This window comes from Bacillus sp. FSL M8-0077, assembly GCF_038050255.1.
Taxonomy (GTDB): Bacteria; Bacillota; Bacilli; order Bacillales; family Bacillaceae; genus Bacillus; species Bacillus altitudinis.
This window is the reverse complement of the sequence record NZ_JBBPAF010000001.1, coordinates 3,398,146-3,420,371: the sequence shown is the minus strand read 5'-3', so window position 1 is coordinate 3,420,371 and position 22,226 is coordinate 3,398,146. Positions and strand designations below refer to the sequence as shown.

Here is a 22,226-nt window from a genome sequence, read left to right as displayed (position 1 = left end):
AGAGACTTGTTTTTGTCGATAAAGAGATTAGTAGACTATTATGCAAAGTTAAGAGAGGGACAGGGAACGTGAAAAAAACCATCAAGATTATGTTACTCGCAGCTGCCTTTGGTATGACATTACACACGGGCAAAGAAGCGCAAGCAGCCTCCTATGTCGATCAATCCATTTATACGATTAGCACCTCAAAAGTATTTACAACAGAAGCAGAAGTGAAAAAAGCGGTTGACACGTTGAAAAAGGATAAGAAGTGGACAGCCACTTATCAAGCGTCGGGAAGTACATCAACTTATCAACTGACTGCCTCAGGATATGACTCACAAGTTGCAGCGAGTGCAAGCGCCGCTGCATTAAAAAAAGAGTTAGGCATGAGCGGTACGGTGTCTCCAGTAGGTGACCGCCTTCCTTTACAGAAAATCGTATCTGATCCAATCAACGATGAAAGTCAGGCGAAAAAACTGACGCTCGAGCTGACGAAAACATCAGGACTCAATAGCGCTTATGAAGCTATCAATCAAAGCAGACCATCATATCAGGTCATATCAGGAGCCATTGATTCTGAAACGAAAGTCAAAAGTATCCAAACCGAACTGCAAAAACAGGCCGGAGTCACTAGTACATACCAAACCGAAAACAAAGCGGGCACCGTGTATCAGCTGATCTCAGGCAATATTGTTGGACAGAGTAAGGCGAATACCATCCTGCAAGGTTTTCAAAAGGAATCTGGTTTAAAAGCAGTACTCCAAACGGTAGCAGCAGGCAAACCGTATTACATCGTCACATCTGCTGCACAAACGAATCAGTCTAAAGCGCAAACCCTTCTGACCCAGCTACAAAAAGAAGCGAAAATCAGTGGGAAGATTCAGAAGGCTGGAGCTGTTAAAAATGTGTATAGCATGGAATCAGGCTATTTCAAAGACAATAAACAAGCAGCCTCAGCGGCGGCTCAGATCAAGAAACAAGCTGGTGCGTCAGGGACTGTGCAGCGAGTAGGAAAAACGAAAAATTATATCGTAAAGCTCAATCAATTAAATGACACAACTTACGCAAAAACAGTTGCCTTTTTCAAGAAAAAGAAATGGCGCTATACGTCTAAAAAGATCTCCTCTACACAGCCATATCAAGTAGTGACTGGGAATCTTTTGGGTGATGATCAAGCGAAAAAAGCAACGGCATTTTTCCAAAAGAAAAAAGTATCCGCAACATCGAAAAAAACAGGCAAAGCATCAGACAGCACGTATCGACTTGTTGTGAATCAAGCAACGGATCAGACAAAAATAAATAAAGGTGCTGCATACTTAAAAGCACAAAAGGTGACAAGCAGCATCACAACAGGCAAGGGACAAACAGTCAGTAAAGCATACAGCCTAAAGACAACCCCTGTATATGATCAAAGCAAAGTGAAGCAGGCGCAAGAGATCATGAAAAAAAATGGAGTTGCCAGCAGTACAAAAACATTAACAGAAGCTGTTAAGCAATACCGTATTACGACAGAGGCGACTGTGAATCAGACAAAACTGAATCAAGCCTTAAGTTATTTAACGAAACAAAAAATGAAAGCAGCCGCCCAAAAAACGGGAGCAACTGATTATGGTCAATATCAGATCAAGACTGGGGTCATTTCGACTGTTGCCTTAAGAGATCAAGGCATGACATTCTTCAAAAAACGAAATGAACCAGCTGCTTATACAACAACGACAAAACCGGCATATAAAATCAACATCACACAGCAGTTTACAGGATTACCAAATGCGAATGCGGCCATTGCTTTTGTGAAAAGCCAATACGGCTGGCCAGCCACAGCGACAAAAATCAAAAATGGTCCAATGGTGATGCAGACGAATTATAATCTCACAGTCAATGAGATGGTAAACAAACAAATGAAGGTATCGCCGCAGACAGACGGTGCAGCCTATGTCTATGCGACATATGTAGACCCAGCAACGTCCACAGTGAATACAGACGGGCTAAATGTACGTTCTACACCTGATTCAAGTTCGGCAAGCAACATCGTCGCACAGCTGAACAAAGGAACAAAAGTGAAGCAGCTTGGAAAAGAAGGCAACTGGATCAAGATCAACCTTGGCTGGAGAAATGCGAGTTCAGCAGAAGTATTAAAATATGTAGACCCAGCGAATATCGTGGAGGGCACTCAATCTTATTTTCAATTTCTCAAACTCTCTGAAGCTGCAAATCTCAACCCGACTGAAGTGAATACGAAGATTTTAGCAGGGAAAGGGATTCTTGCCGGCAAAGGACAGGCCTTTATTACCGCAGCGAAAACGTATCATATTAACGAAATCTATCTGATTTCACATGCATTGCTTGAAACAGGCAACGGCAGTTCCATTTTAGCGAACGGTACGAAGTTTAATGATAGAATCGTGTACAACATGTATGGCATTGGTGCATATGACAGCAACCCGAATTACCTCGGTGCAAAGTATGCGTATGAACAGCAATGGTTCACGCCTGAGGCGGCCATTATTGGCGGGGCAAAATTCATTGGCAACAGCTATATCAATAACGCCACATACAAACAAGATACCATTTATAAAATGCGCTGGTCTGCGGCAGCCACTCACCAATATGCAACGGATATTGGCTGGGCTTCTAAACAGGTCACTCGTATGTATAGTTTGTATAACTTACTTGATAACTATACGCTGTATTATGATATCCCCGTGTATAACAAATAAAAAAACGTCCGTGCTTCTTAATGAGAAGCCGGACGTTTTTTGTGTAAGATCTGATGTTCAATAAAGGAAAGAAGCTGCTGACTTGATTTCCCTTTTGAATATTGGTTCCATTCCTCAGCAAAGGTTTTCAATAAGTCTTGATTGGCTGATTCGTTTAGCCCCTTAAGCTCCTTTAAGAGCATATCTTGAGTGACGCAAGCCTTTCCTGGAATAATGTCTTCATAACGTTCGACTAAACCGCGTTTCATGCGATAAGTCTCTAGATCGTAAGTGAAGAACAACACAGGCTTTTGGAGCAGCGCATATTCAAACACAATAGACGAATAATCTGTAATCAGGACATCGCATACAGAGAGCAATGGAAAGAGCGGCTGATCGGATACATCAAAGATCCACTCACCATCTGTTTCTGCTTTGGCTAAATGTTTCACCGCAGGATGAAGTTTGACGAGCAGAATATAGTCGCCATTCAGCTCACTCTGCAATTGTTCTTTAGAAAAAGGTAAGACAAGACCGTCCATTGCAAAGTCCCGGTAGGTCGGCGCATACAGCAGCACTTTTTTGCCTTTTGGAAAAATATTCGTCTGAAAGGAAATAGGGCGCTCATCGTAGTACGCATCTGTGAATGGTACACCTGTTGGCAAAAAACGATCGTCGTTCACGCCAAATGAAGTTTTGAAAATCTCGCGCATGTGATCTGAGCCAGTAACGATATAATCGAAAGACGCATAGACTCGCTTGAAACGCTGCAGATCACGAGAACTACGGTGATGATTTGAAGCATCTTCAAGACCGAACTTTTTCAAAGCACCATTGGCGTGCCACACTTGAATACAAGTGGTAGAAGGTCTATTTCTTAGCACACTTGTCATCAGAAAATAATTATCTGTGACGACGACTTTGCTTTTCAGCATCGTATAGATACATTGAATGAGATGGATGGGATTTTTTTCATGAAAATAGCGAAATGACACATGAGGCACGTCCTTTTCTATCACGGAAGCATGCTTCGTATAGAGGACAGTGAGCTTCATTGTCATATTCGCCTGTTGTTGATAAGTATCAATGAGAGCAGCTGCATTCTCTTGGAATGAAACAAGCAGCGTCACCTGATTGTCACGAGGTTTCACGCCGCTCATGAGCCATCCAGCAAAAGAAACAAAAGCTGCATAGCATGAGATGATCATTGAGCGTATATTCATCATGTATCAGTCTCTCACAGCTGCTTCGTCTGATCTTTTACTTGCTCAGGATAGTAGCGCTTTTTCCCTTTGTTTTCTTTTAATACGGCAAAAGCGTACTTTGGGATATTCAACATTCGTTTCCATCTCCACGGATTGACAATGAGTCTGTACAGCCATTCCGTATTTGTTTTAATCATCCAGCGTGGTGCACGCTTCACCGTTCCGCTAAATACATCAAAGCTTCCGCCTAAACCGATGCAAACAGCTTGGGGGAACAAATGACGGTATTCATAAATAAAGTTCTCTTGGTTTGGATAACCTAAAGCAACAAATACCATATCTGCTTTTGAACGAGCAATTTGTTTTGCCACAAACCGTTTATCCGCTTGATAACCATCACAGCAGCCTGCAATCACCACATTCGGATATTCCGTATCAATTCGCTGTTTGACAGCCTCAAGCACTTCTTTTTTCGCCCCATATAAAAAAATACTTTTAGATTGCTTGTTTGCGAGATCAAGCATAGACATGAACACATCAAAACCTGCAATTCTTGATTTCAATGGACTTTGCGTCATGCGTGACATCAACACAACGCCTACACCATCCGGCAGTACATAATCCGCGGAAGAAACCACTTGATGATATGCATCATCCTTCATGACAGCATAGCCGATCTCTGGGTTCACTGTCGCAATCATGGCGCCTCTTCTCTGGGAAATATGATGCTGGTTGATATAGCTAATAAATTCATCTAAGTCACCATTAACATAAGAAAGGTTAGAGACCACTTCTGTTTGCATTGTTCAGACCTCCTTTTTCATTTTGTTATCTATGAAACGTTCATTGTAAATTCATTCTTCGCCTACTCATCATTTTATCACAGTTGCTCCATGAAATATTAACAATAACTTTACAATCCTTTAAATTTCGTGACATTTTGATAACTTCATATGGAAGGTGCTTCATAAAACATTGATTTTTCGGACTTTACGTTCCGTGCCCATTAAATTGGAAATAGTTTGTCTTTACATCTGCTTAACGTTTGTTAGGCGCTGTGATATAATGAGGTTCCGAAGAGCGAAAAACACGATCGAAGATAATAGGATTACGGATAAACATTACTGCTTGAAGCAGTCGAATAAGGAATGAAGAAAGGAGTTTATGTTTGCAATGAAGAAAGTTATTACTTACGGTACATTTGATTTATTACACTGGGGGCACATTAAGCTGCTAGAGCGTGCAAAGCAGCTTGGAGATTACTTAGTGGTAGCCATCTCGACAGATGAATTTAATTTACAAAAATCCAAAAAGGCTTATCATAGCTACGAGCATCGAAAGCTGATTTTAGAAACCATTCGTTATGTAGACGAAGTCATTCCAGAAAACAGCTGGGATCAAAAAGTCCGCGATGTACAAGAGCATGACATTGATGTCTTTGTCATGGGAGATGACTGGGAAGGTAAATTCGATTTCTTGAAAGAGCATTGCGAAGTCGTTTACTTGAAGAGAACAGAAGGTATCTCGACAACTCAAATTAAGGAAGAAATTGCGGGACTTTAATAGATCGAAAAAAAGTACTTCTTATCTTTTGGTGAGAAGTGCTTTTTCATGTAAAATACAATGAGCAAGTGATCATGATTTTTAAGGAGAGCTTCCTTTGTTTCAAAATTGGATGAAGAAAAAAGTTGAAGATACATTGGATCAACCTGAACAAAATGAAACGATGACATTAGTTGAAATTCCTGACATGGACTACTACTTTATTGTAGGTGACGTACCAAATGAGGAAGACGGCTTAACGAAGTCTTTAAAAGCAAGAATAGAGCCATTGGCTGAGAAACATAAACGTACTGCGATGTTAACTTTGAATTTCGATGTAAATGTGAAGGAACGTATTCGCCGCTTGGAGGAGACCTTTCATCCTCAAATTGACATCCTGAATGTATTTGAACATTACATTATGCCAGAGAGCGGAAGTAAAAGGTATTATTCGGAGTTTATTGCGGGTGAAGTACCTCAATCAATCAATGAAGCAGTTATCCCCGCAGATACATCGACCATTCAGGTGACGAGATATGCACTGCCTTCTTCCCCAATCTGTATGATTGATCAATATAATGAAGAGCAGCAATTAGTGAAGAGAGAAGAATACAATTGGCAGGGAGCTTTACGCAGAGTTCAAAGCTTTGTTCCTCATACAGGTGCTCTCTATTTAGAAGAATTGATCAAGGACGATGGCAGCATTTTTATGGAGATCATCTATGCTGGTGATGCAAAAAAGAATTCAGTCCGTCACATTAATTGGTATAAAAAAACAGGAATTCAAACATTTACAAAGAAGACGGATATAAAACAACAATGGCTATCCAGCATTCAATTACAAAATGACCGGTTAAAACTGATGGTCACAGAGGACCGGGATCAGGACCGCCACTTGTTTAAAATAGATCAACCGGAATCAACTTATTATGCTGCCTTTGTGCATGAAGCCCATTATGAGGAAAATCCGCACCATATCTATTCTCAATATGGAGAATTATTTAAACAAATAAGAAAACAGCAAGTGGATGCCGTCTTCTTTGGCGATACTAAGCATAAAGAAGATGTTGAGAAGGTTTTAGGAGAACAAACTTATTTCTACCATGTGCCTTCTGATGAAATGTCAGCTTGGAAAACAGTACTTCATCAGATGCTGGAAAACCGTATACGTAAAGATGAGCTGAGAAAGATCGTGGATCGCACGAAATGGGTGCTGCATGATCTTAGCTCTGAACACCATGTTCTTCATCTTCAGCTTAAGATGACAGACGAAATGAGCCAAGCGGATCATGTGGAAATTGATTTTGCAGGATATGATCGAGTGAATGGAGCTGAAATCATTTCTCAAACAATTGATGAGAATGATCAAGTCAGTTTCCCAATTGGTCATTTTCAAACAAAGAAAAACATCGAAACCAACCAAACAAAATTTGTGGATTTTTACATCCGCTTTAAAACAGAAGAACTTCAAGAAGTTTTGCAACGTCTAGAAGTAGAGGGAGAGCTCCTTACCAATAAACCATCTTCAATTGATGGTTGGTCGTATCAAACGAAACAGGGGAACTATTCTTGGAAAGTAAAATAATGATACAAATAACGGTAAGATTTTTGAACAGAGGAGATTAACGATTAATGATTGAAGAGGGAATCCATAAGAAGAGTGTCGTTGAAGGTTTAAAAAATCATCATGAAAAATTGGAAATGCTCGTTCGCATCTACGATGACATGCCATTAGCAGATAGAGAGTTTTATCTGTTTATGAGGGAAAGGGTCTCAAAACAAGAACTATTCCTCCCGCTTGTTCATCAAGAAGAGAATCTATTCAAATTGGTACTGAGTGAAGCATCGCTTCCGCTTGCGTTAGAGCAAGGCCAAACATACAACTTATATGTCACGGACTATCTGAGCGCAAACAAAGAAGAGGACGAAGACGAGCTTGAAGACTCAGCCTATGATTCTGATTCGGAAGAAGAGGATGAAGACGCAAAAGAAGCGGATACCAGCGCAACTTCCGAAATAGAAGAAAAAACACCATATTATAAACGTCGTTTGAAAATGGAAATTGAAACGCCAGAGCTGACATTTTTAGAAAATAAAGAAGCGCTGTTGTATGTTATTCCATATCGTACAGACAAAGGCAATGCTTCATTGAAAATCAAACGGGAGCTCAAAGTTGTGAAATTCCATCATATCGAGCTCAACAAAGAATGCACGCTATCTTTATCTGGGTATGCAGGCGTTCTAAGTGCAGAGCATCCTTATCAGATCAAAGAAGTAAAGCTTCTATTGAAGAAAAATGGTGAGGAACCAGTTGAGCATCGTTTTCCTGTCAAGATGACACATAAAAAAGATGAAGTCATTCAATATCGTGACGACCATCAAACACCACAACTGTATCAATTTTCAGCAGAAGTTCCTTTAGAGGAGTTAACTTATTCTTTAAATAAACGTCTTATATACCGCTTTTATCTAGAATTTATTTGCGACGTCAACGGAGTGGAGGAAACATTAACAACTGCTTCTTTGGTACTTGGAGATCGTTCGAACAAACTCAAAGGGCTTGTTCAAATTCATAAAAGAGACGACGTACCAATTCGTTATGAAGTGTACAGAAAGAAAAAAAGACAAACCCTTGGTATTCGAATTAATGATTACACCATGAAGACACGTGCTAAGTACTACGTGAAAAGCAAGTGGAAGAAATTCAAAAAGCAATTTGGGAAAATCAAAAAAATTCGAAATCGTCTTGTAACAAGAACCTTTAAAACAACCTTTAAGCTGGCGAGTAAGCTGTCCGTCAAAAAGAAAACTGTTGTGTTTGAAAGCTTTAATGGAAAACAATTCAGCTGTAACCCGCGTGCTATTTATGAATATATGAAAGAAAATCACCCTGAATATACGCTGATCTGGAGTGTTAAAAAAGGGCATGAAGCACCATTTAAAGAAAAGGGCATCTACTATATCAATCGTCTGTCATTGAAATGGATTTTTGCAATGGCAAGAGCTGAGTATTGGGTCGTAAACAGTCGTTTGCCGCTATGGGTTCCAAAACCAGAACACACCCAATACTTACAAACATGGCACGGCACGCCATTAAAACGACTGGCGATGGACATGGACGAAGTGCATATGCCTGGAACAAACACGAAGAAGTACAAAAAGAATTTCACGAAAGAAGCATCGAATTGGGATTATCTGATTTCTCCTAATGCATACTCGACCGAAATCTTTACCCGTGCGTTCCAATTCCAAAAGACCATGATTGAGTCAGGATATCCGAGAAATGATTTCCTTCACAATCAAAACAATGAAGAAACAATGAGAGCGCTCAAACAAAAAATGAACTTGCCACTTGATAAAAAATTGATTTTATATGCACCGACATGGAGAGACGATCAATTTTATAAAAAAGGGCAGTACAAATTTGATTTAGATCTTGATCTGCATGAGCTACGAGCATCTATCGGAGAAGAATATATCATCATCCTTCGTATGCACTATTTAGTAGCGGAAAACTTTGATCTCGGACCATATGAAGGCTTTGCCTATGATTTCTCTCATTACGAAGACATTCGAGACCTTTATATGATTTCTGACCTACTCATTACAGATTACTCTTCCGTGTTCTTTGATTATGCAAACCTTAAACGTCCGATGCTGTTCTATGTACCAGACATCGAAACATATCGTGACAAACTGAGAGGCTTCTATTTTGACTTTGAACAAGAAGCACCAGGACCACTTGTAAAAGAAACATCACGCGTGATTGAATGGGTAAGAGAAACAGAACAGCCGACATTTACATTACCACCTTCATTTACGCCGTTTTATGAAAAATTCTGCTACCTAGAGAGCGGAGAGTCATCGAAGCGTGTGGTGGAAGTCTTTATCAAGAAAGAGCAATAACATGAAAAGCTGTCGAGATTATAGGATCATTCCTATAGCTCGACAGCTTTTTAATTTTCTTCATTTGTTAATTTTTGGTACAATGCTTCGCGATAGCTTTTATGTTGGTAGAAGAAATCATTCATTCTTTCTTTGTGAGTATCTTCCATTTGGAAATCGTTTTTCACTATGTTAGAGATTTCTTTAATAACTGAAGAGCTATTTGTAACAAGCTTACCGAAGCTGTCTTTTAGATCCATATCTAATTTGTTATATAAGTGGTTTCCACAAATAAACTCTGCATAATCGGGTATAAAGAACAAAACGGCTCTATTCAAAAATGCAAAATCAAATACAAATGATGAGAAGTCAGTAATGAATAATTTATAATCACTAAGATTTATATCTTTGGTAACAAAATTAATTCTTGGATGATCTGCTTTGAATTCATTTATAACAGAATTAAAAATAGGATGTAACTTTAATTCAAAATATAAATCCTCTTTTTCAAGTAAATCAGTAAATTCTTTTGAAGAAATCAAATGGTTTATTTCGTTATAATAAGAAGAATTTTTAAAAGCTTCTTCTTTTATAGCCCACTCTCCACCTTTAGAGGAATTAACTAGTGAGACTCTCCAAGAAGGTGCAAAAATAATTTTATTGCTGGTAGGTGTATGACTTTTGACAAAATCAAAGCGTGCCATTCCAGTTTCAATTATGTTTTCTGGTCTGTAGTTGTAATTCTCAATTAAATTCTGTTTTTCGAAATTACTGGAGACTACAAATTTATCTATTTTATTCTTTTCACTAGAGTATATCCAAGGCGTGTGCGCATGTAGGATCCCATGCTGTAAGTAAATTAACTCAAAGTCTAAACGGTCATTAATAAATTTCATTCTTTTTTCAGAAAATGCACTATATTCTTGAACAGTCCTAAATGAGGTCAAAATCTTAGTAGCATTTAGAAATAGATATTTATGCTGTCGAGACCTGAATTTAATCACATGTTTCCTTTCTTCTTGATTAAACATGTTTTCTAGATCAATGCTATCACCATCGTAAATATAGTATCTTTTTACACCGTCTTTTTTGTGGAAATCATGTTTAAACTGATAATATCCATTATCTATAATGTTCTTTCTATCATTATATAGCCAAACGTCTTTTCTTTTTTTGTTTATTAGCTTTCTAGCTAAAAATAGCTTTTTGTCATGCTTTCTGACTATTTTATCAAATTCTTTTGTATATGAATCTGCCTCACCTTTAGTAGCTTTTTCGACAATGATTTTTTGTTGTTTAGGCAAAAATTTTAAACCATAGCCATTTTTGAATGCCTTATGTTTCATAAAGCTCTGAAATACAACGTCATTGATAAAATAGAAAGAAACGGGATAATCGTAGTTTTTATAATTGATATTGAACTTCAAATGTAATGTTTGCTCATCAAGTTCCTTTTTCCAACTAAATCTATAAAAGTTATTTGTTTTCATTCTTGTTTTGTAATAGCTATGATTAGACAAAGAGAGTCTAGGTGCAAAAGATTGTCCGTTAACATCAATCTGTAAATTTAAATCTAAGAACTCATTAAGTGGACTTTTAATAAAACCAGCTACTAATAATTGATTACCTTTAATAGTAAATTGGGTCATGACTATTTCAATTCGTTGCTGTTTAAACAGCAGTTCATTATTGCGATAAATATAGATACCTTGTGAATCGTATTTTATCGTAGGTTTAGGTTGTTTCAAACTTAGTAAAGATGCTTTATGATATATATCAATAAAATCGTGATTTAAAATGATTTTATCCTCAAGTTTTTCTATGATATTAAACATGCGTTTTTTCCAACTTGAAAATTCATCTTGATCGAGATGAAATGGTATTAAAGATTTTGACTTAAATCTCCAATTCAATTCGTATAAAATCATACTTTGGACATAAGGATGAACATTATTATGATAAGAGTATGAATCCATCATTTTTTCAAAGTACAAGAGAAGCATATTGTATGAGTGTACGGGACTTCTATACTTCATAACTGTTGAAGATTGGTGAGTTCGGTATATATATTTTCCGTTTGAACAAATTCCAATTCTTCCTGTTCTCATGATGTAGGCTGTATTAAAAGTTGCATCTTCAGCATACGCGAGATCTGTGTCAAAATAAATACGTTCATTAGCGGGTAAATTCTTCACACAAACGTTGATTGTTGTTTGATTTATATTTGGATAAACAGATACATCATAAACGCCGGTTGTTGAATAGTTCTTGGTCCTAGGATGATCTTTTACTTTTCCGTTGACTAAAGAATAGAGAGGGTATGCAACAATTGAAACTTCATCTTCAACTTGATTAAAGTAGTTAAATAATTCATGAATTGTATGACTTCCAATTAAATCGTCTGAATCTAAGAAAAGAATATATTTGCCTGTTGCTTGTTTTAATCCAAAGTTTCTAGCTGCTGAAACGCCAAGGTTTTCTTGTGAATAAATCTCCATGTTCTTGTATTGTTTAACATATTCGCTGCAAATTTCAAAACTGCCGTCTGTTGAACCATCATCCACAAAAATAACCTGTATTTTTGTGAAATCATGTGTCTGTTTCATAATTGATTTAATGGTATCTTCTACATAATCCTCTGAATTAAACAAAGGAATAATAATAGTCATATCGTAGTTAAAGTTCATCTTCTTCCTCACTTTTGAATTAATAAATGGACAAATCAATTTAATTGAATATTGAGTAGATATTATCTTAAAAGTGATGAATATCCTATAAATAGATTACAACAAATTAGAATGAATGAACAGATCATTAGTATTGTAGAATTTAAATCAGTGAACTTTATTACTTATACATTTAGGAAAAAACGTTTAAAGGGTTTGTTAATCAGTGAAATCTTCATCAACTTCTGGTACAATTATGAGCGGTGCTTTTTAAAAAAGTAATTCCAAAAACTTATATCTAAGGAAGATTAGAATGAACGCAATGTTGACGATATTAAAGGAGCAAATCAGCTCATTTTCGCTGATTATGCGACTTGCTGTTTATGAAACAAAATCAAAATATCAGATGAATTATTTAGGTGTTTTATGGCAGTTTTTAAATCCATTGATTCAAATGCTGGCTTACTGGTTTGTTTTTGGTTTAGGCATTCGTGGAGGACAGCCAATTGTCATTGGAGGCATAGAGATTCCATTTATCATCTGGATGCTTGCTGGATTAATACCGTGGTTCTTCATTAGTCCGACGATCCTTGATGGATCAAACAGTGTGTTTAAACGCATTAATATGGTATCAAAAATGAATTTTCCAATTAGTGCGCTGCCGTCTGTGGTCATCATGTCCAATTTGTTCAGCTATTTTGTCATGATGGGTGTCTATCTCATTGTGCTGATTTCTTATGGCATATATCCTGACGCACATTGGCTACAATATATTTACTACCTTATATGTATGATCGCGTTTATGTTTTCGTTTAGTTTGTTTAATTCAACAATTAGTGTTCTCGTAAGGGACTATCAATTTCTTTTACAATCAGTGACACGTTTACTTTTCTTTTTGCTGCCGATTTTTTGGAATATCTCAGAGAAGCTCACTGGAGACAAAGCATGGATAGGAGATATTTTAAGACTAAATCCTCTTTTCTACATTATTGATGGTTTCAGAAATAGCTTGTTAAAGGGAGAATGGTTCTTCCACGATGTGAAATATACGCTTTATTTCTGGCTGATTACGCTTCTTTTTTTAACAGTCGGTTCATTGCTTCATATGAAATTTAGGGATAAATTTGTCGATTTTCTTTAAAAAGTAAGGAGATTATACGATGAAACTAAAGGTTTCGTTTCGAAACGTATCCAAGCAATACGTCTTATATAAAAAGCAGTCTGACAAGATTAAAGGGCTGTTTTTTCCTAATAAAAATGAAAAAGGTTTCTTTGCCGTTCGTGATGTGTCTTTTGATGTCTATGAAGGAGAGACGATTGGTTTTGTAGGGATCAACGGGTCTGGGAAATCCACGATGTCGAACCTTCTAGCGAAAATCATTCCCCCAACAAGCGGTGAAGTAGAGATGGATGGTCAGCCCTCGTTAATTGCCATTGCAGCAGGACTGAACAATCAGTTAAGCGGTAAAGACAACATTCGTTTAAAATGCTTAATGATGGGGTTGACGAATAAAGAAATAGACGATCTTTATGAACAAATCGTAGAGTTTGCTGATATTGGAGATTTTATTGAACAGCCTGTAAAGAGCTATTCAAGTGGAATGAAATCTCGACTTGGTTTTGCTATTTCTGCACATATTGATCCAGATATTCTCATTATTGATGAAGCACTGTCTGTAGGAGACCAAACCTTCTATCAAAAATGTGTAGATCGTATCACCGAATTCAAAGAACAAGGAAAGACGATCTTTTTTGTCAGTCACTCCATTAGTCAAATCCAAAAAATCTGTGATCGGGTTGCTTGGATGCATTATGGTGAACTTCGTATGTTTGATGATACGAAAAAGGTTGTGAAAGAGTATAAGGAGTTTGTTGATTGGTTTAACAAGCTTTCCAAGAAAGAGAAACAAAAATATCAATCAGAACAGAAGGAAGGTCGAAAAGGCCTACAAACGACAGAGAAGGTCACGAGGTATAATGACACTGGAAAACGACGTTCCTTTTTCGGACCGGCGTTTCAAGTCACCATAATAGCTGTTTTAACCATCTTACTTGCCCTTTCTATGTTTTCGGATCGTCCGCTGCGTACACTGGCGACATTTGGTGCAATTCCTTCAGGTAAAACAGAGGCGCCCCAGTCAACGAATCATGAGACGAAAGGTGCTCATGATGATATGAAAAAGATTGATCAACAGGTCTTAGTCACAGCAGATCCAATGACGGTTTATACAGACAGGGCCATGAAAAAAAAGGCAGACGTCACATTATCGTTTGGACAAGAAGTAAAGGCTGTGGCTAAAAATAAACAAGTCGTTCAAATCAAAACAGCATCAGAGACGTATTATGTGCAAGCTGATGCGCTACAAAACGCAGATGAATTGAAACCATTATCCATCGGACCAGCACAGTTCAATTCCTACGTATCACCCGCATCTGCGGGTTCGTATGAGTACTTACTTTCTTTCCTTGGAAAAGAAGAGTCTGTGCTGAAGCAAAGAATGCAAACACTTAGCTCGGTCAAAAGTGAGCAAGGCGATACCATTGAGCGCCTGACCACTGAGAAAACCGATTATGTGATTCAAAATGATCTGGCGAATACGATGGTGTTCCGCGAGATCATGCCTATCTCTCCTTCAACACTTGGACTGACAGAACAGAATGTCTGGATGAATGAGAAACAAACGAAGTTCGCAGTAAAGGGCGAACATAACCTGTTTGTCATTGATAATGAACAGCATACGCTGACCGTTTCAGTGACCAAATAAAAAAGCTGCCGATGCCGGTAGCCAGCGTGAAGAGAAAGTGAGGGTTTTTAAGACAAGATGTCCACAAAACCCTCATTTTTGTCTTTTGAACTGTCCGAGAAACGATATATGGTGTTTTTCATTTGGGATTTATTCAATATACGGTGTATTTAAAACTACAAAAAAACTGTCGAGGTTTTCTCGACAGCCTGAAGCTGCCGGTGCCGGCAGCTTTTTTTAATTCACTTCTTCTTTTTCAAGAAGTTGTTTCATAAATGGAATGAGTTTTTTCTTGAGCTCTTCATCTTGAAGGGCAAACTCTAGCGTCGTTTCAATGAAACCTTGCTTCTCTCCAACATCATATCGTTTTCCTTCAAAATCATAGGCAAATACACGCTGGATGTCATTGAGCTTTTGGATGGCATCTGTCAGCTGAATTTCTCCGCCTGCACCAATTTCTTGTTGATCAAGGTACATAAAGATCTCTGGCGTGAAAATGTAGCGCCCTAAAATGGCTAAATTGGATGGTGCGGTTCCTTGCGGCGGCTTTTCAACAAAGTTTTTCACTTGGTAGCGGCGCCCTTCTTGGGTAAGAGGATCAATGATTCCATAGCGATGCGTATCGCTGTCCGCTACCTGCTGAACGCCGATCACGGACGAAAGGGTTTTTTCATATTCATCCATCAGCTGGCGAAGTCCAGGTGTTTCGGCTTGGACAATATCATCACCTAATAAAACAGCAAAGGGTTCATCACCGATAAAGTTGCGTGCGCACCAAACGGCATGTCCGAGTCCTTTAGGTTCCTTTTGGCGGATGTAATGAATATCAGCAATATTAGAGGACTTTCTCACTTTTTCTAAAAGTTCACTTTTCCCTTTTTCCTCAAGGTTACGCTCAAGCTCTGGCGCAAAATCAAAATGATCCTCAATGGCTCTTTTCCCTTTTCCAGTGACAATAATAATGTCTTCAATTCCTGATTCAACAGCTTCTTCAATAATATATTGAATGGTTGGTTTATCAACGATTGGCAGCATTTCTTTAGGCATAGCCTTTGTGGCAGGGAGGAAACGTGTTCCGAGACCTGCTGCTGGTATTATGGCTTTACGTACTTTTTTCAATGAACTTTGCACCTTCCTTACATATAGAAAAAATGATGTGACATGACCTTCATTTTTCATCTTTCATAAAGTGTAACTTACAAATGATAGAAATGACAAATGATTTACGAGAAAGATTTAAAACCAATTGTAAAGAACTTGTGTAAATATTCATGTTGAAAAGAGTAAAGGTGATGTAAAGATTAAGAATAGAATGATTAGGATTCGTTCTTATTCTTTTGTATAATGAACAACATACAATAATTGAGAAGAAAAGAGGCATCGACTATTGAGAACATTACATGTAATGACTGTATTCGGGACGAGGCCTGAAGCGATTAAAATGGCACCCCTTGTCCTTGAGCTAAAAAAACATCCACAAATTAAATCTTCAGTTACTGTGACGGCTCAACATCGACAAATGCTTGATCAAGTGCTGAAAGCTTTTGATATTACGCCCGATCACGATTTAAATATTATGAAAGAACGTCAAACATTATCTGAAATCACATCAAATGCACTGTTGAAATTAGATCAATTATTCCAACAGGAAAAACCTGATATTGTGCTTGTACATGGAGACACAACAACAACCTTTGCAGGAAGTTTGGCTGCGTTTTATCACCAAATTTCAGTAGGTCATGTTGAAGCGGGGTTAAGAACACATAATAAATACTCACCGTTTCCAGAAGAATTGAACCGTCAAATGACAGGAAATATAGCCGATATTCATTTTGCGCCGACACATGAGGCAAAGCAGAATCTTTTAGTTGAAAATAAAAAAGAAGAGACCATCTTTGTAACAGGAAATACAGCAATTGATGCATTGCAAACAACGGTTACAGAGCAGTATCAACACCCTATTTTAGAGAAAATAGGCACAGATAAAATGATCTTATTAACGGCTCATCGCAGAGAAAATCTTGGTCAGCCGATGAAGAACATGTTTAGAGCGATTCGCCGTGTTGTCGAAGAATTTAAAGATGTTCAAGTCGTATACCCTGTCCATTTAAATCCTGCTGTTCGTGATGCGGCACAGACGGAATTCAGTGATCTTGATCGTGTGCACTTAATTGAGCCGCTTGAAGTGGTTGATTTCCATAACTTCGCTGCTGCGTCGCACTTTATTTTAACGGATTCAGGCGGTGTGCAGGAGGAAGCTCCCTCTTTAGGAAAGCCAGTATTAGTGCTGCGTGATACAACAGAACGTCCTGAAGGCGTGAAAGCTGGTACGCTTAAGCTTGCAGGAACGGATGAAGAAACCATTTATCAGATGGCAAAAGAGCTGTTAGAAGACCAGCAAGAGTACGATAACATGTCGAAGGCTTCTAACCCTTATGGTGATGGACAAGCGTCGAAACGAATTGTTGAAATGCTTCTTTATCACTATGGATTAACGGATGTCAAGCCGCAGTCATTTTGAAAATGACCATTCATATGTTAGAAAAATTTGTCGATACATGTTACAAATTCTAAATCAATAATTAAAAAAATATAAAAATGTGGTATTATAATGGCATATATTAAGATATGAATGGTTTTTTTGTAATATATTTTACAATCTATTCGTGTTGAAATATTGCCATTTTTTATTTGATATGATTGAGAGGGGTATTAAGTATGATTTATGCAGAAATATTAGCTGGTGGGAAAGGTTCTAGAATGGGTAATGTTAATATGCCAAAACAGTTCTTACCGTTAAATAATCGCCCTATCATTATTCACACTGTTGAAAAATTTCTATTAAATGATCGTTTTGAGAAGATTATCATTGTAACTCCTAAAGAATGGATCAACCATACGAAGAATATACTGGAAAAATACATACATGCTGATGATAGATTAGTAGTAATTGAGGGCGGAACAGATCGGAACGAATCGATCATGAGTGGAGTTCGTTTTATTGAAAAAGAATATGGGCTAAATGATGATGATGTCATTGTTACACATGATTCAGTAAGACCTTTTTTAACTCATAGAATTATTGAAGAAAATATTAATGCCGTTTTAGAACATGATGCTGTCGATACTGTTATCCCTGCTATAGATACAATTGTGACATCAGAAGATGGATCAAATATTACTGATATTCCTGTACGTGACAACATGTATCAAGGCCAAACACCTCAAAGTTTTAAGATCTCTCTCTTAAAAAGACTTTATGGCGAACTAACAGAAGAACAGAAAAAGGTGTTGTCAGATGCGTGTAAAATTTGTATTTTAGCAGGACAAAAAGTGAATTTAGTCCGAGGCGAGGTATTTAATATAAAAGTAACGACACCATACGATCTAAAAGTTGCGAATGCTATTTTACAGGAGAACATAAAAAATGATTAATCAAACATATCGATTGGTTTCTGCTAGACAATTTGAAGTGACTTATAAGGATAAGGAATTTACTTCTGGTCAAGTCGTTGTTAGACCAACCCACTTGTCAATATGTGCGGCTGATCAGCGTTACTTTACAGGTACTAGAGGTAAGGAAGCAATGGATAAAAAGCTTCCTATGGCGCTTATTCATGAGGGTGTAGGGAAAGTGATGTATGATCCTACAGGAACGTTCAAAGTAGGGACACATGTGGTGATGGTCCCAAATATTCCAAATGAAGAAAATGAATTTATTGCGGAGAACTACCTGCGCTCAAGCTATTTCAGGTCAAGTGGATATGATGGGTTCATGCAAGATTATATGTTCATGAATCCGGATCGCCTTGTTGCCCTTCCAGAGCAAATGAACCTTCATGTAGCCGCTTTTATTGAATTAATTACAATTGCTGTTCATGCAATGAGTAGGTTTGAAAGAGTGGCTCACCAAAAACGAGATACATTTGGTGTTTGGGGGGATGGGAATCTCGGATTTATCACCTCCTTAATACTCAAAAAACGTTATCCTTCTTGTAAAGTATACGTTTTTGGAAAGAACCAATATAAATTAGAACATTTCTCTTTTGTCGATGAAGTTTATCAAATTAATGATATACCAAAAGACCTTCGAGTCGATCATGCATTTGAATGTGTCGGTGGACGTGGCAGTGAAAGTGCAATAGAACAAATCATTGATTATACTCAGCCAGAGGCATCTGTGGCTTTATTAGGTGTGTCAGAATACCCTGTGAAGGTAGCAACAAGAATGATTCTCGAAAAAGGGATTATTTTCATTGGAAGCAGTAGAAGTGGCAGTAAAGACTTTGTTAATACTGTTAATCTACTAAATGAATTTCCTGAGATTGTAGATTATTTGGAGACATTAATTGGAGCAGTCCATACTGTGAGAAGTATAGAGGATATTGGAAAGGCATTTGAAGAAGATTTGACTTCTTCATGGGGGAAAACTATCATGAAATGGGAAATCTAACACAATGTATATGACAAAAATTGTGAAAGTTTTTTTTCAAATAGTCTACACAGTCTTTTCTAAATTAATTCCGGTAAATCATCAAAAAATTGTGATTGCTTCCTATAGAGATAATAATATAAATGAAAATTTCAAGAACGTATATGATGAATTGATAAAACAACCCCATTTAAAAATTGTTCTATTATTCAGAAAAACAGAAAGCGGGTTCCTAGGGAAGTTTTTCTATATGAATTATTTATTAAGAACGTTGTATCATATTGCTACTTGTAAGGTGCTCTTATTAGATGATTACTATTATCCACTTTATTTAATTAAAAAGCGCTCAGAAACAAAGGTTGTTCAAATTTGGCATGCTTGTGGTGCTTTTAAAAAATTTGGTCACAGTATTAAGGATAAGCCGGGAGGTCCTTCTTCTGCTTATTTAAAAGTTGTGCCTGTTCATTCAAATTATGATGTTGCAATAGTGAGTTCAGAAGAAGCAATTGGTCCGTTTTCTGAAGCGTTTAATATGCCTAAGCAAAAAATATTAGCGACAGGAGTTCCAAGAACAGACTTTTTTTATTCAGAAGAGCATATTCATGAAGTGAAAAAGAGGTTTCATGAGGAATACCCAGAATTGAAGAATAAAGTGAAAGTGCTATATGCTCCAACTTATAGAGGAGGAGTTAATAAGCAGCATGGGGAGCAACTTCTTTTGAATCAGGAAACTCTTTTTAGACATTTAGATCCACAGCATTATGAACTGCTCATTAATGTGCACCCTTATATGCGAAAAAGTTCATTTGGAGAAGCAGATATATCTGAGAAGTTTACTTTATATGAGTTGATGATTGTTTCTGATGTGTTGGTGACAGATTACTCATCAGTTATATTTGAATATAGTCTATTAAATAAGCCAATGTTTTTCTATTGTCCCGATCTAGAGAACTATGTGCAAGAGAGAGACTTTTATTATCCATTTCATGAGTTTGCACCAGGACCTATTAGAACGAAAATGGAGCCTTTAATAGAGGATTTGAAAAATGTAAGTTTGGATAAAACACAAACAGACTTTCGTTCATTTTCAAAGCGGTTCATGAATCGTTGTGATGGACATTCTACAGAACGTGTTGTTTCACTTATACTAAGCTTACTGAATGAAGGAGAGAGAGTTTTTGAAATTTAAACTAGGGACACTATTCAGGAAAAGGAGTGTTCAAAAAAATCTTAATCATGTAGATGAAATAAGTGAAGAAAAGTTATTCTCACTATTCGATAAAGCAGAAGATGTCATCACCAATAAGAATATACCTATAAGAGTGATAACAAAATTTAACTGGTATGAATCATTCTTAACAATTGAGGGGTATATGTATATTGATGGTATTCCCTTGCTGAGAGAAGACACTGTAAGAAAAAAGTTGTTAATCGTTCAAAAAGGGGATGTCGTACAATCCATTCCTCTGAAAAATCAACGTTTGGACGAATCAGAAAGACAGTGGCTGGGGTTTTCTGAAGAGTACGAATGGGCTGGTTTTTATCAAGAAATTAACTTTTCAAAGGTAAATGGAGGCAAGCCGTTACCGCACGGGAATTTTCATTTATATTTAGAGTTAGAAGTACTAGATGAACAAAATATAAAATACCATGAGACTCATACGTTAGGAAATATAAATCAATTCCTGAAGCAGGATATCTATGCAACCAAAATGGAACATTTTTCAGGAAAGAAAAGATTGAAGTATAATTTCATTGTTACATACGATGAAGAGGAAAAAACAGCTTATGTATCATCACACAAACTCCAAGAAATTGACCAAGGGTTAATAGAGACGACTATGAAAAATGAAAATCGTATAATTCGTAAAATGAAGCGTGTTATGTTTCAAATTCTATATCAACTATTTTGTATCCTGCCAGTAAAACAGAATAAAATCACTTTCGCATCAGACAGTCGTACTGATTTATCAGGAAACTTTGAATTTGTCTATCAAGAGCTTCTTAATAGAGACGAAACGTTTGATTTTCAGTTTTTCTTAAAAGAGAGTATTAATACGAAAAAAAGTATCGCAGAATATGTGCAAATGGCCTATCATTTTGCTACAAGTCGACAAATTTTAATAGATGATTTTTATCCAATCATCTATCCATTAAAGATCCGAAAAAATGCTGATCTTGTTCAATTATGGCATGCTGTGGGGGCATTTAAGACATTTGGTTATAGCCGTATAGGTTTACCAGGAGGTCCATCGCCGACATCTAAAAATCATAGGAACTATACGAAGGTCATTGTCAGTTCTGATCATATCCGTAAGCATTATGCAGAGGGATTTGGTGTAGATATTGAAAATGTCATTGCCACAGGAATTCCTAGAACAGACTTCTTTTTCGATGAAGCGAAAAAAGCTGAAGTTAGATCAAGTTTATATGAAGAATATCCTTTTCTAAAAGGGAAAAAGGTGATTTTATTTGCCCCGACTTTTAGAGGAAATGGCCAGCAGTCTGCTCATTATCCGTTCGAAGTATTAAATTATGATCAGCTTTATCAAGAGCTGAATAACGAATATATTTTCTTGTTTAAAATTCATCCATTTGTTAAAAATCAAATTAATATTCCATATCAATATAGTGAATTTTTCTATGATTTTTCAGATTTTAGAGAGATCAATGAACTGTTGTTAATTGCAGACGTTCTGATCACTGACTATTCATCTGTTTGTTTTGAATTTGCTTTGCTACAAAAGCCAATGATCTTTTTTAGTTATGATGTGGACGAGTATATTCGAACACGTGATTTTTATTATGAGTACTTCTCATTTATCCCAGGCCCACTAGCTAGAACTTGTCGTGAACTCGTTTCAATTGTTAAGAACAATCAGTATGAATTCGAAAAGTTAGATTCATTTGTACAGTATTTCTTCGATGAATTGGATGGTCAATCGAGTAAAAGAGTAGTGGATGCGATCTTCTTAGAGCAAAAAGAAGGCGATGAAAAACAAGGATAACTTCTTTCATAAATAAAAAAACACCAATCTCAAAGGGGACTGACCCCATAAGATGAGACAAATAAA

General features: G+C 37.0%; 15 protein-coding genes. 11 read left to right on the top strand and 4 right to left on the bottom strand.

Annotation, left to right across the window (positions count from 1 at the left end; translation table 11 throughout):
• The first annotated feature begins 68 nt into the window (after positions 1 to 68).
• Entirely contained in the window at positions 69 to 2,699 is a 2,631-nt protein-coding gene (locus NST57_RS17725; RefSeq protein WP_341298983.1) for an N-acetylglucosaminidase, read from the top strand.
• A gap of 17 nt (positions 2,700 to 2,716) precedes the next feature.
• Here NST57_RS17725 and NST57_RS17720 read toward each other — a convergent pair whose 3' ends face one another.
• The gene (locus NST57_RS17720) at positions 2,717 to 3,904 is read right to left on the bottom strand and encodes a CDP-glycerol glycerophosphotransferase family protein (protein ID WP_341298982.1); all 1,188 of its coding nucleotides are present in this window, start codon (positions 3,902 to 3,904) and stop codon (positions 2,717 to 2,719) included.
• A gap of 11 nt (positions 3,905 to 3,915) precedes the next feature.
• Positions 3,916 to 4,686, bottom strand: a complete 771-nt coding sequence (locus tag NST57_RS17715; protein WP_341298981.1) for a WecB/TagA/CpsF family glycosyltransferase — start codon at positions 4,684 to 4,686, stop codon at positions 3,916 to 3,918.
• A gap of 370 nt (positions 4,687 to 5,056) precedes the next feature.
• Here NST57_RS17715 and tagD point away from each other — a divergent pair, with 370 nt between their 5' ends.
• The 3 genes from tagD (at position 5,057) to NST57_RS17700 (ending at position 9,331) form a co-directional block, all read left to right on the top strand.
• Positions 5,057 to 5,446: a glycerol-3-phosphate cytidylyltransferase gene (gene tagD / locus NST57_RS17710; protein ID WP_008343212.1), complete on the top strand. Its 390-nt coding sequence runs from the start codon at positions 5,057 to 5,059 to the stop codon at positions 5,444 to 5,446.
• A 97-nt stretch (positions 5,447 to 5,543) separates the two neighbouring features.
• Positions 5,544 to 7,010 (top strand): alpha-glucosyltransferase N-terminal domain-containing protein, encoded by a 1,467-nt coding sequence (locus tag NST57_RS17705; RefSeq protein WP_341298980.1) that lies wholly within the window; start codon positions 5,544 to 5,546, stop codon positions 7,008 to 7,010.
• A gap of 47 nt (positions 7,011 to 7,057) precedes the next feature.
• Positions 7,058 to 9,331: a CDP-glycerol glycerophosphotransferase family protein gene (locus NST57_RS17700; RefSeq protein WP_249670020.1), complete on the top strand. Its 2,274-nt coding sequence runs from the start codon at positions 7,058 to 7,060 to the stop codon at positions 9,329 to 9,331.
• 50 nt (positions 9,332 to 9,381) lie between these two features.
• Here the strand turns inward: NST57_RS17700 and NST57_RS17695 are convergent, their stop codons facing one another.
• Positions 9,382 to 11,997 carry a bifunctional glycosyltransferase/CDP-glycerol:glycerophosphate glycerophosphotransferase gene (locus NST57_RS17695; RefSeq protein WP_341298979.1) on the bottom strand — a complete coding sequence of 872 codons (2,616 nt, stop codon included), beginning with the start codon at positions 11,995 to 11,997 and terminating at the stop codon, positions 9,382 to 9,384.
• A gap of 292 nt (positions 11,998 to 12,289) precedes the next feature.
• Between NST57_RS17695 and NST57_RS17690 the strand changes: the two genes are divergently transcribed.
• Together NST57_RS17690 and tagH are read left to right on the top strand one after the other, a co-directional pair.
• A complete protein-coding gene (locus NST57_RS17690) occupies positions 12,290 to 13,117 on the top strand; it encodes an ABC transporter permease (protein ID WP_341298978.1) in 828 nt (275 codons plus the stop codon).
• Positions 13,118 to 13,136: 19 nt separating this feature from the next.
• Entirely contained in the window at positions 13,137 to 14,741 is a 1,605-nt protein-coding gene (gene tagH, locus NST57_RS17685) for a teichoic acids export ABC transporter ATP-binding subunit TagH (RefSeq protein WP_341298977.1), read from the top strand.
• A 216-nt stretch (positions 14,742 to 14,957) separates the two neighbouring features.
• On the opposite strand, the gene galU is transcribed toward tagH, so the two are convergent.
• The gene (gene galU / locus NST57_RS17680) at positions 14,958 to 15,839 is read right to left on the bottom strand and encodes a UTP--glucose-1-phosphate uridylyltransferase GalU (protein WP_008343198.1); all 882 of its coding nucleotides are present in this window, start codon (positions 15,837 to 15,839) and stop codon (positions 14,958 to 14,960) included.
• 268 nt (positions 15,840 to 16,107) lie between these two features.
• Between galU and wecB the strand changes: the two genes are divergently transcribed.
• From wecB to NST57_RS17655, 5 genes are all read left to right on the top strand, one after another.
• Positions 16,108 to 17,241 carry a non-hydrolyzing UDP-N-acetylglucosamine 2-epimerase gene (gene wecB / locus NST57_RS17675; RefSeq protein WP_341298976.1) on the top strand — a complete coding sequence of 378 codons (1,134 nt, stop codon included), beginning with the start codon at positions 16,108 to 16,110 and terminating at the stop codon, positions 17,239 to 17,241.
• 197 nt (positions 17,242 to 17,438) lie between these two features.
• Positions 17,439 to 18,155, top strand: coding sequence for an IspD/TarI family cytidylyltransferase (locus NST57_RS17670; protein WP_341298975.1), 717 nt, complete (start codon positions 17,439 to 17,441; stop codon positions 18,153 to 18,155).
• Entirely contained in the window at positions 18,148 to 19,173 is a 1,026-nt protein-coding gene (locus NST57_RS17665) for a ribitol-5-phosphate dehydrogenase (RefSeq protein ID WP_135009624.1), read from the top strand. The genes NST57_RS17670 and NST57_RS17665 overlap by 8 nt, the downstream gene beginning before the upstream one ends.
• Before the next feature lie 4 nt (positions 19,174 to 19,177).
• Positions 19,178 to 20,341, top strand: a complete 1,164-nt coding sequence (locus NST57_RS17660; RefSeq protein ID WP_341298974.1) for a CDP-glycerol glycerophosphotransferase family protein — start codon at positions 19,178 to 19,180, stop codon at positions 20,339 to 20,341.
• Positions 20,331 to 22,160, top strand: coding sequence for a CDP-glycerol glycerophosphotransferase family protein (locus NST57_RS17655; protein WP_341298973.1), 1,830 nt, complete (start codon positions 20,331 to 20,333; stop codon positions 22,158 to 22,160). The genes NST57_RS17660 and NST57_RS17655 overlap by 11 nt, the downstream gene beginning before the upstream one ends.
• The last annotated feature ends 66 nt before the right edge of the window (positions 22,161 to 22,226 follow it).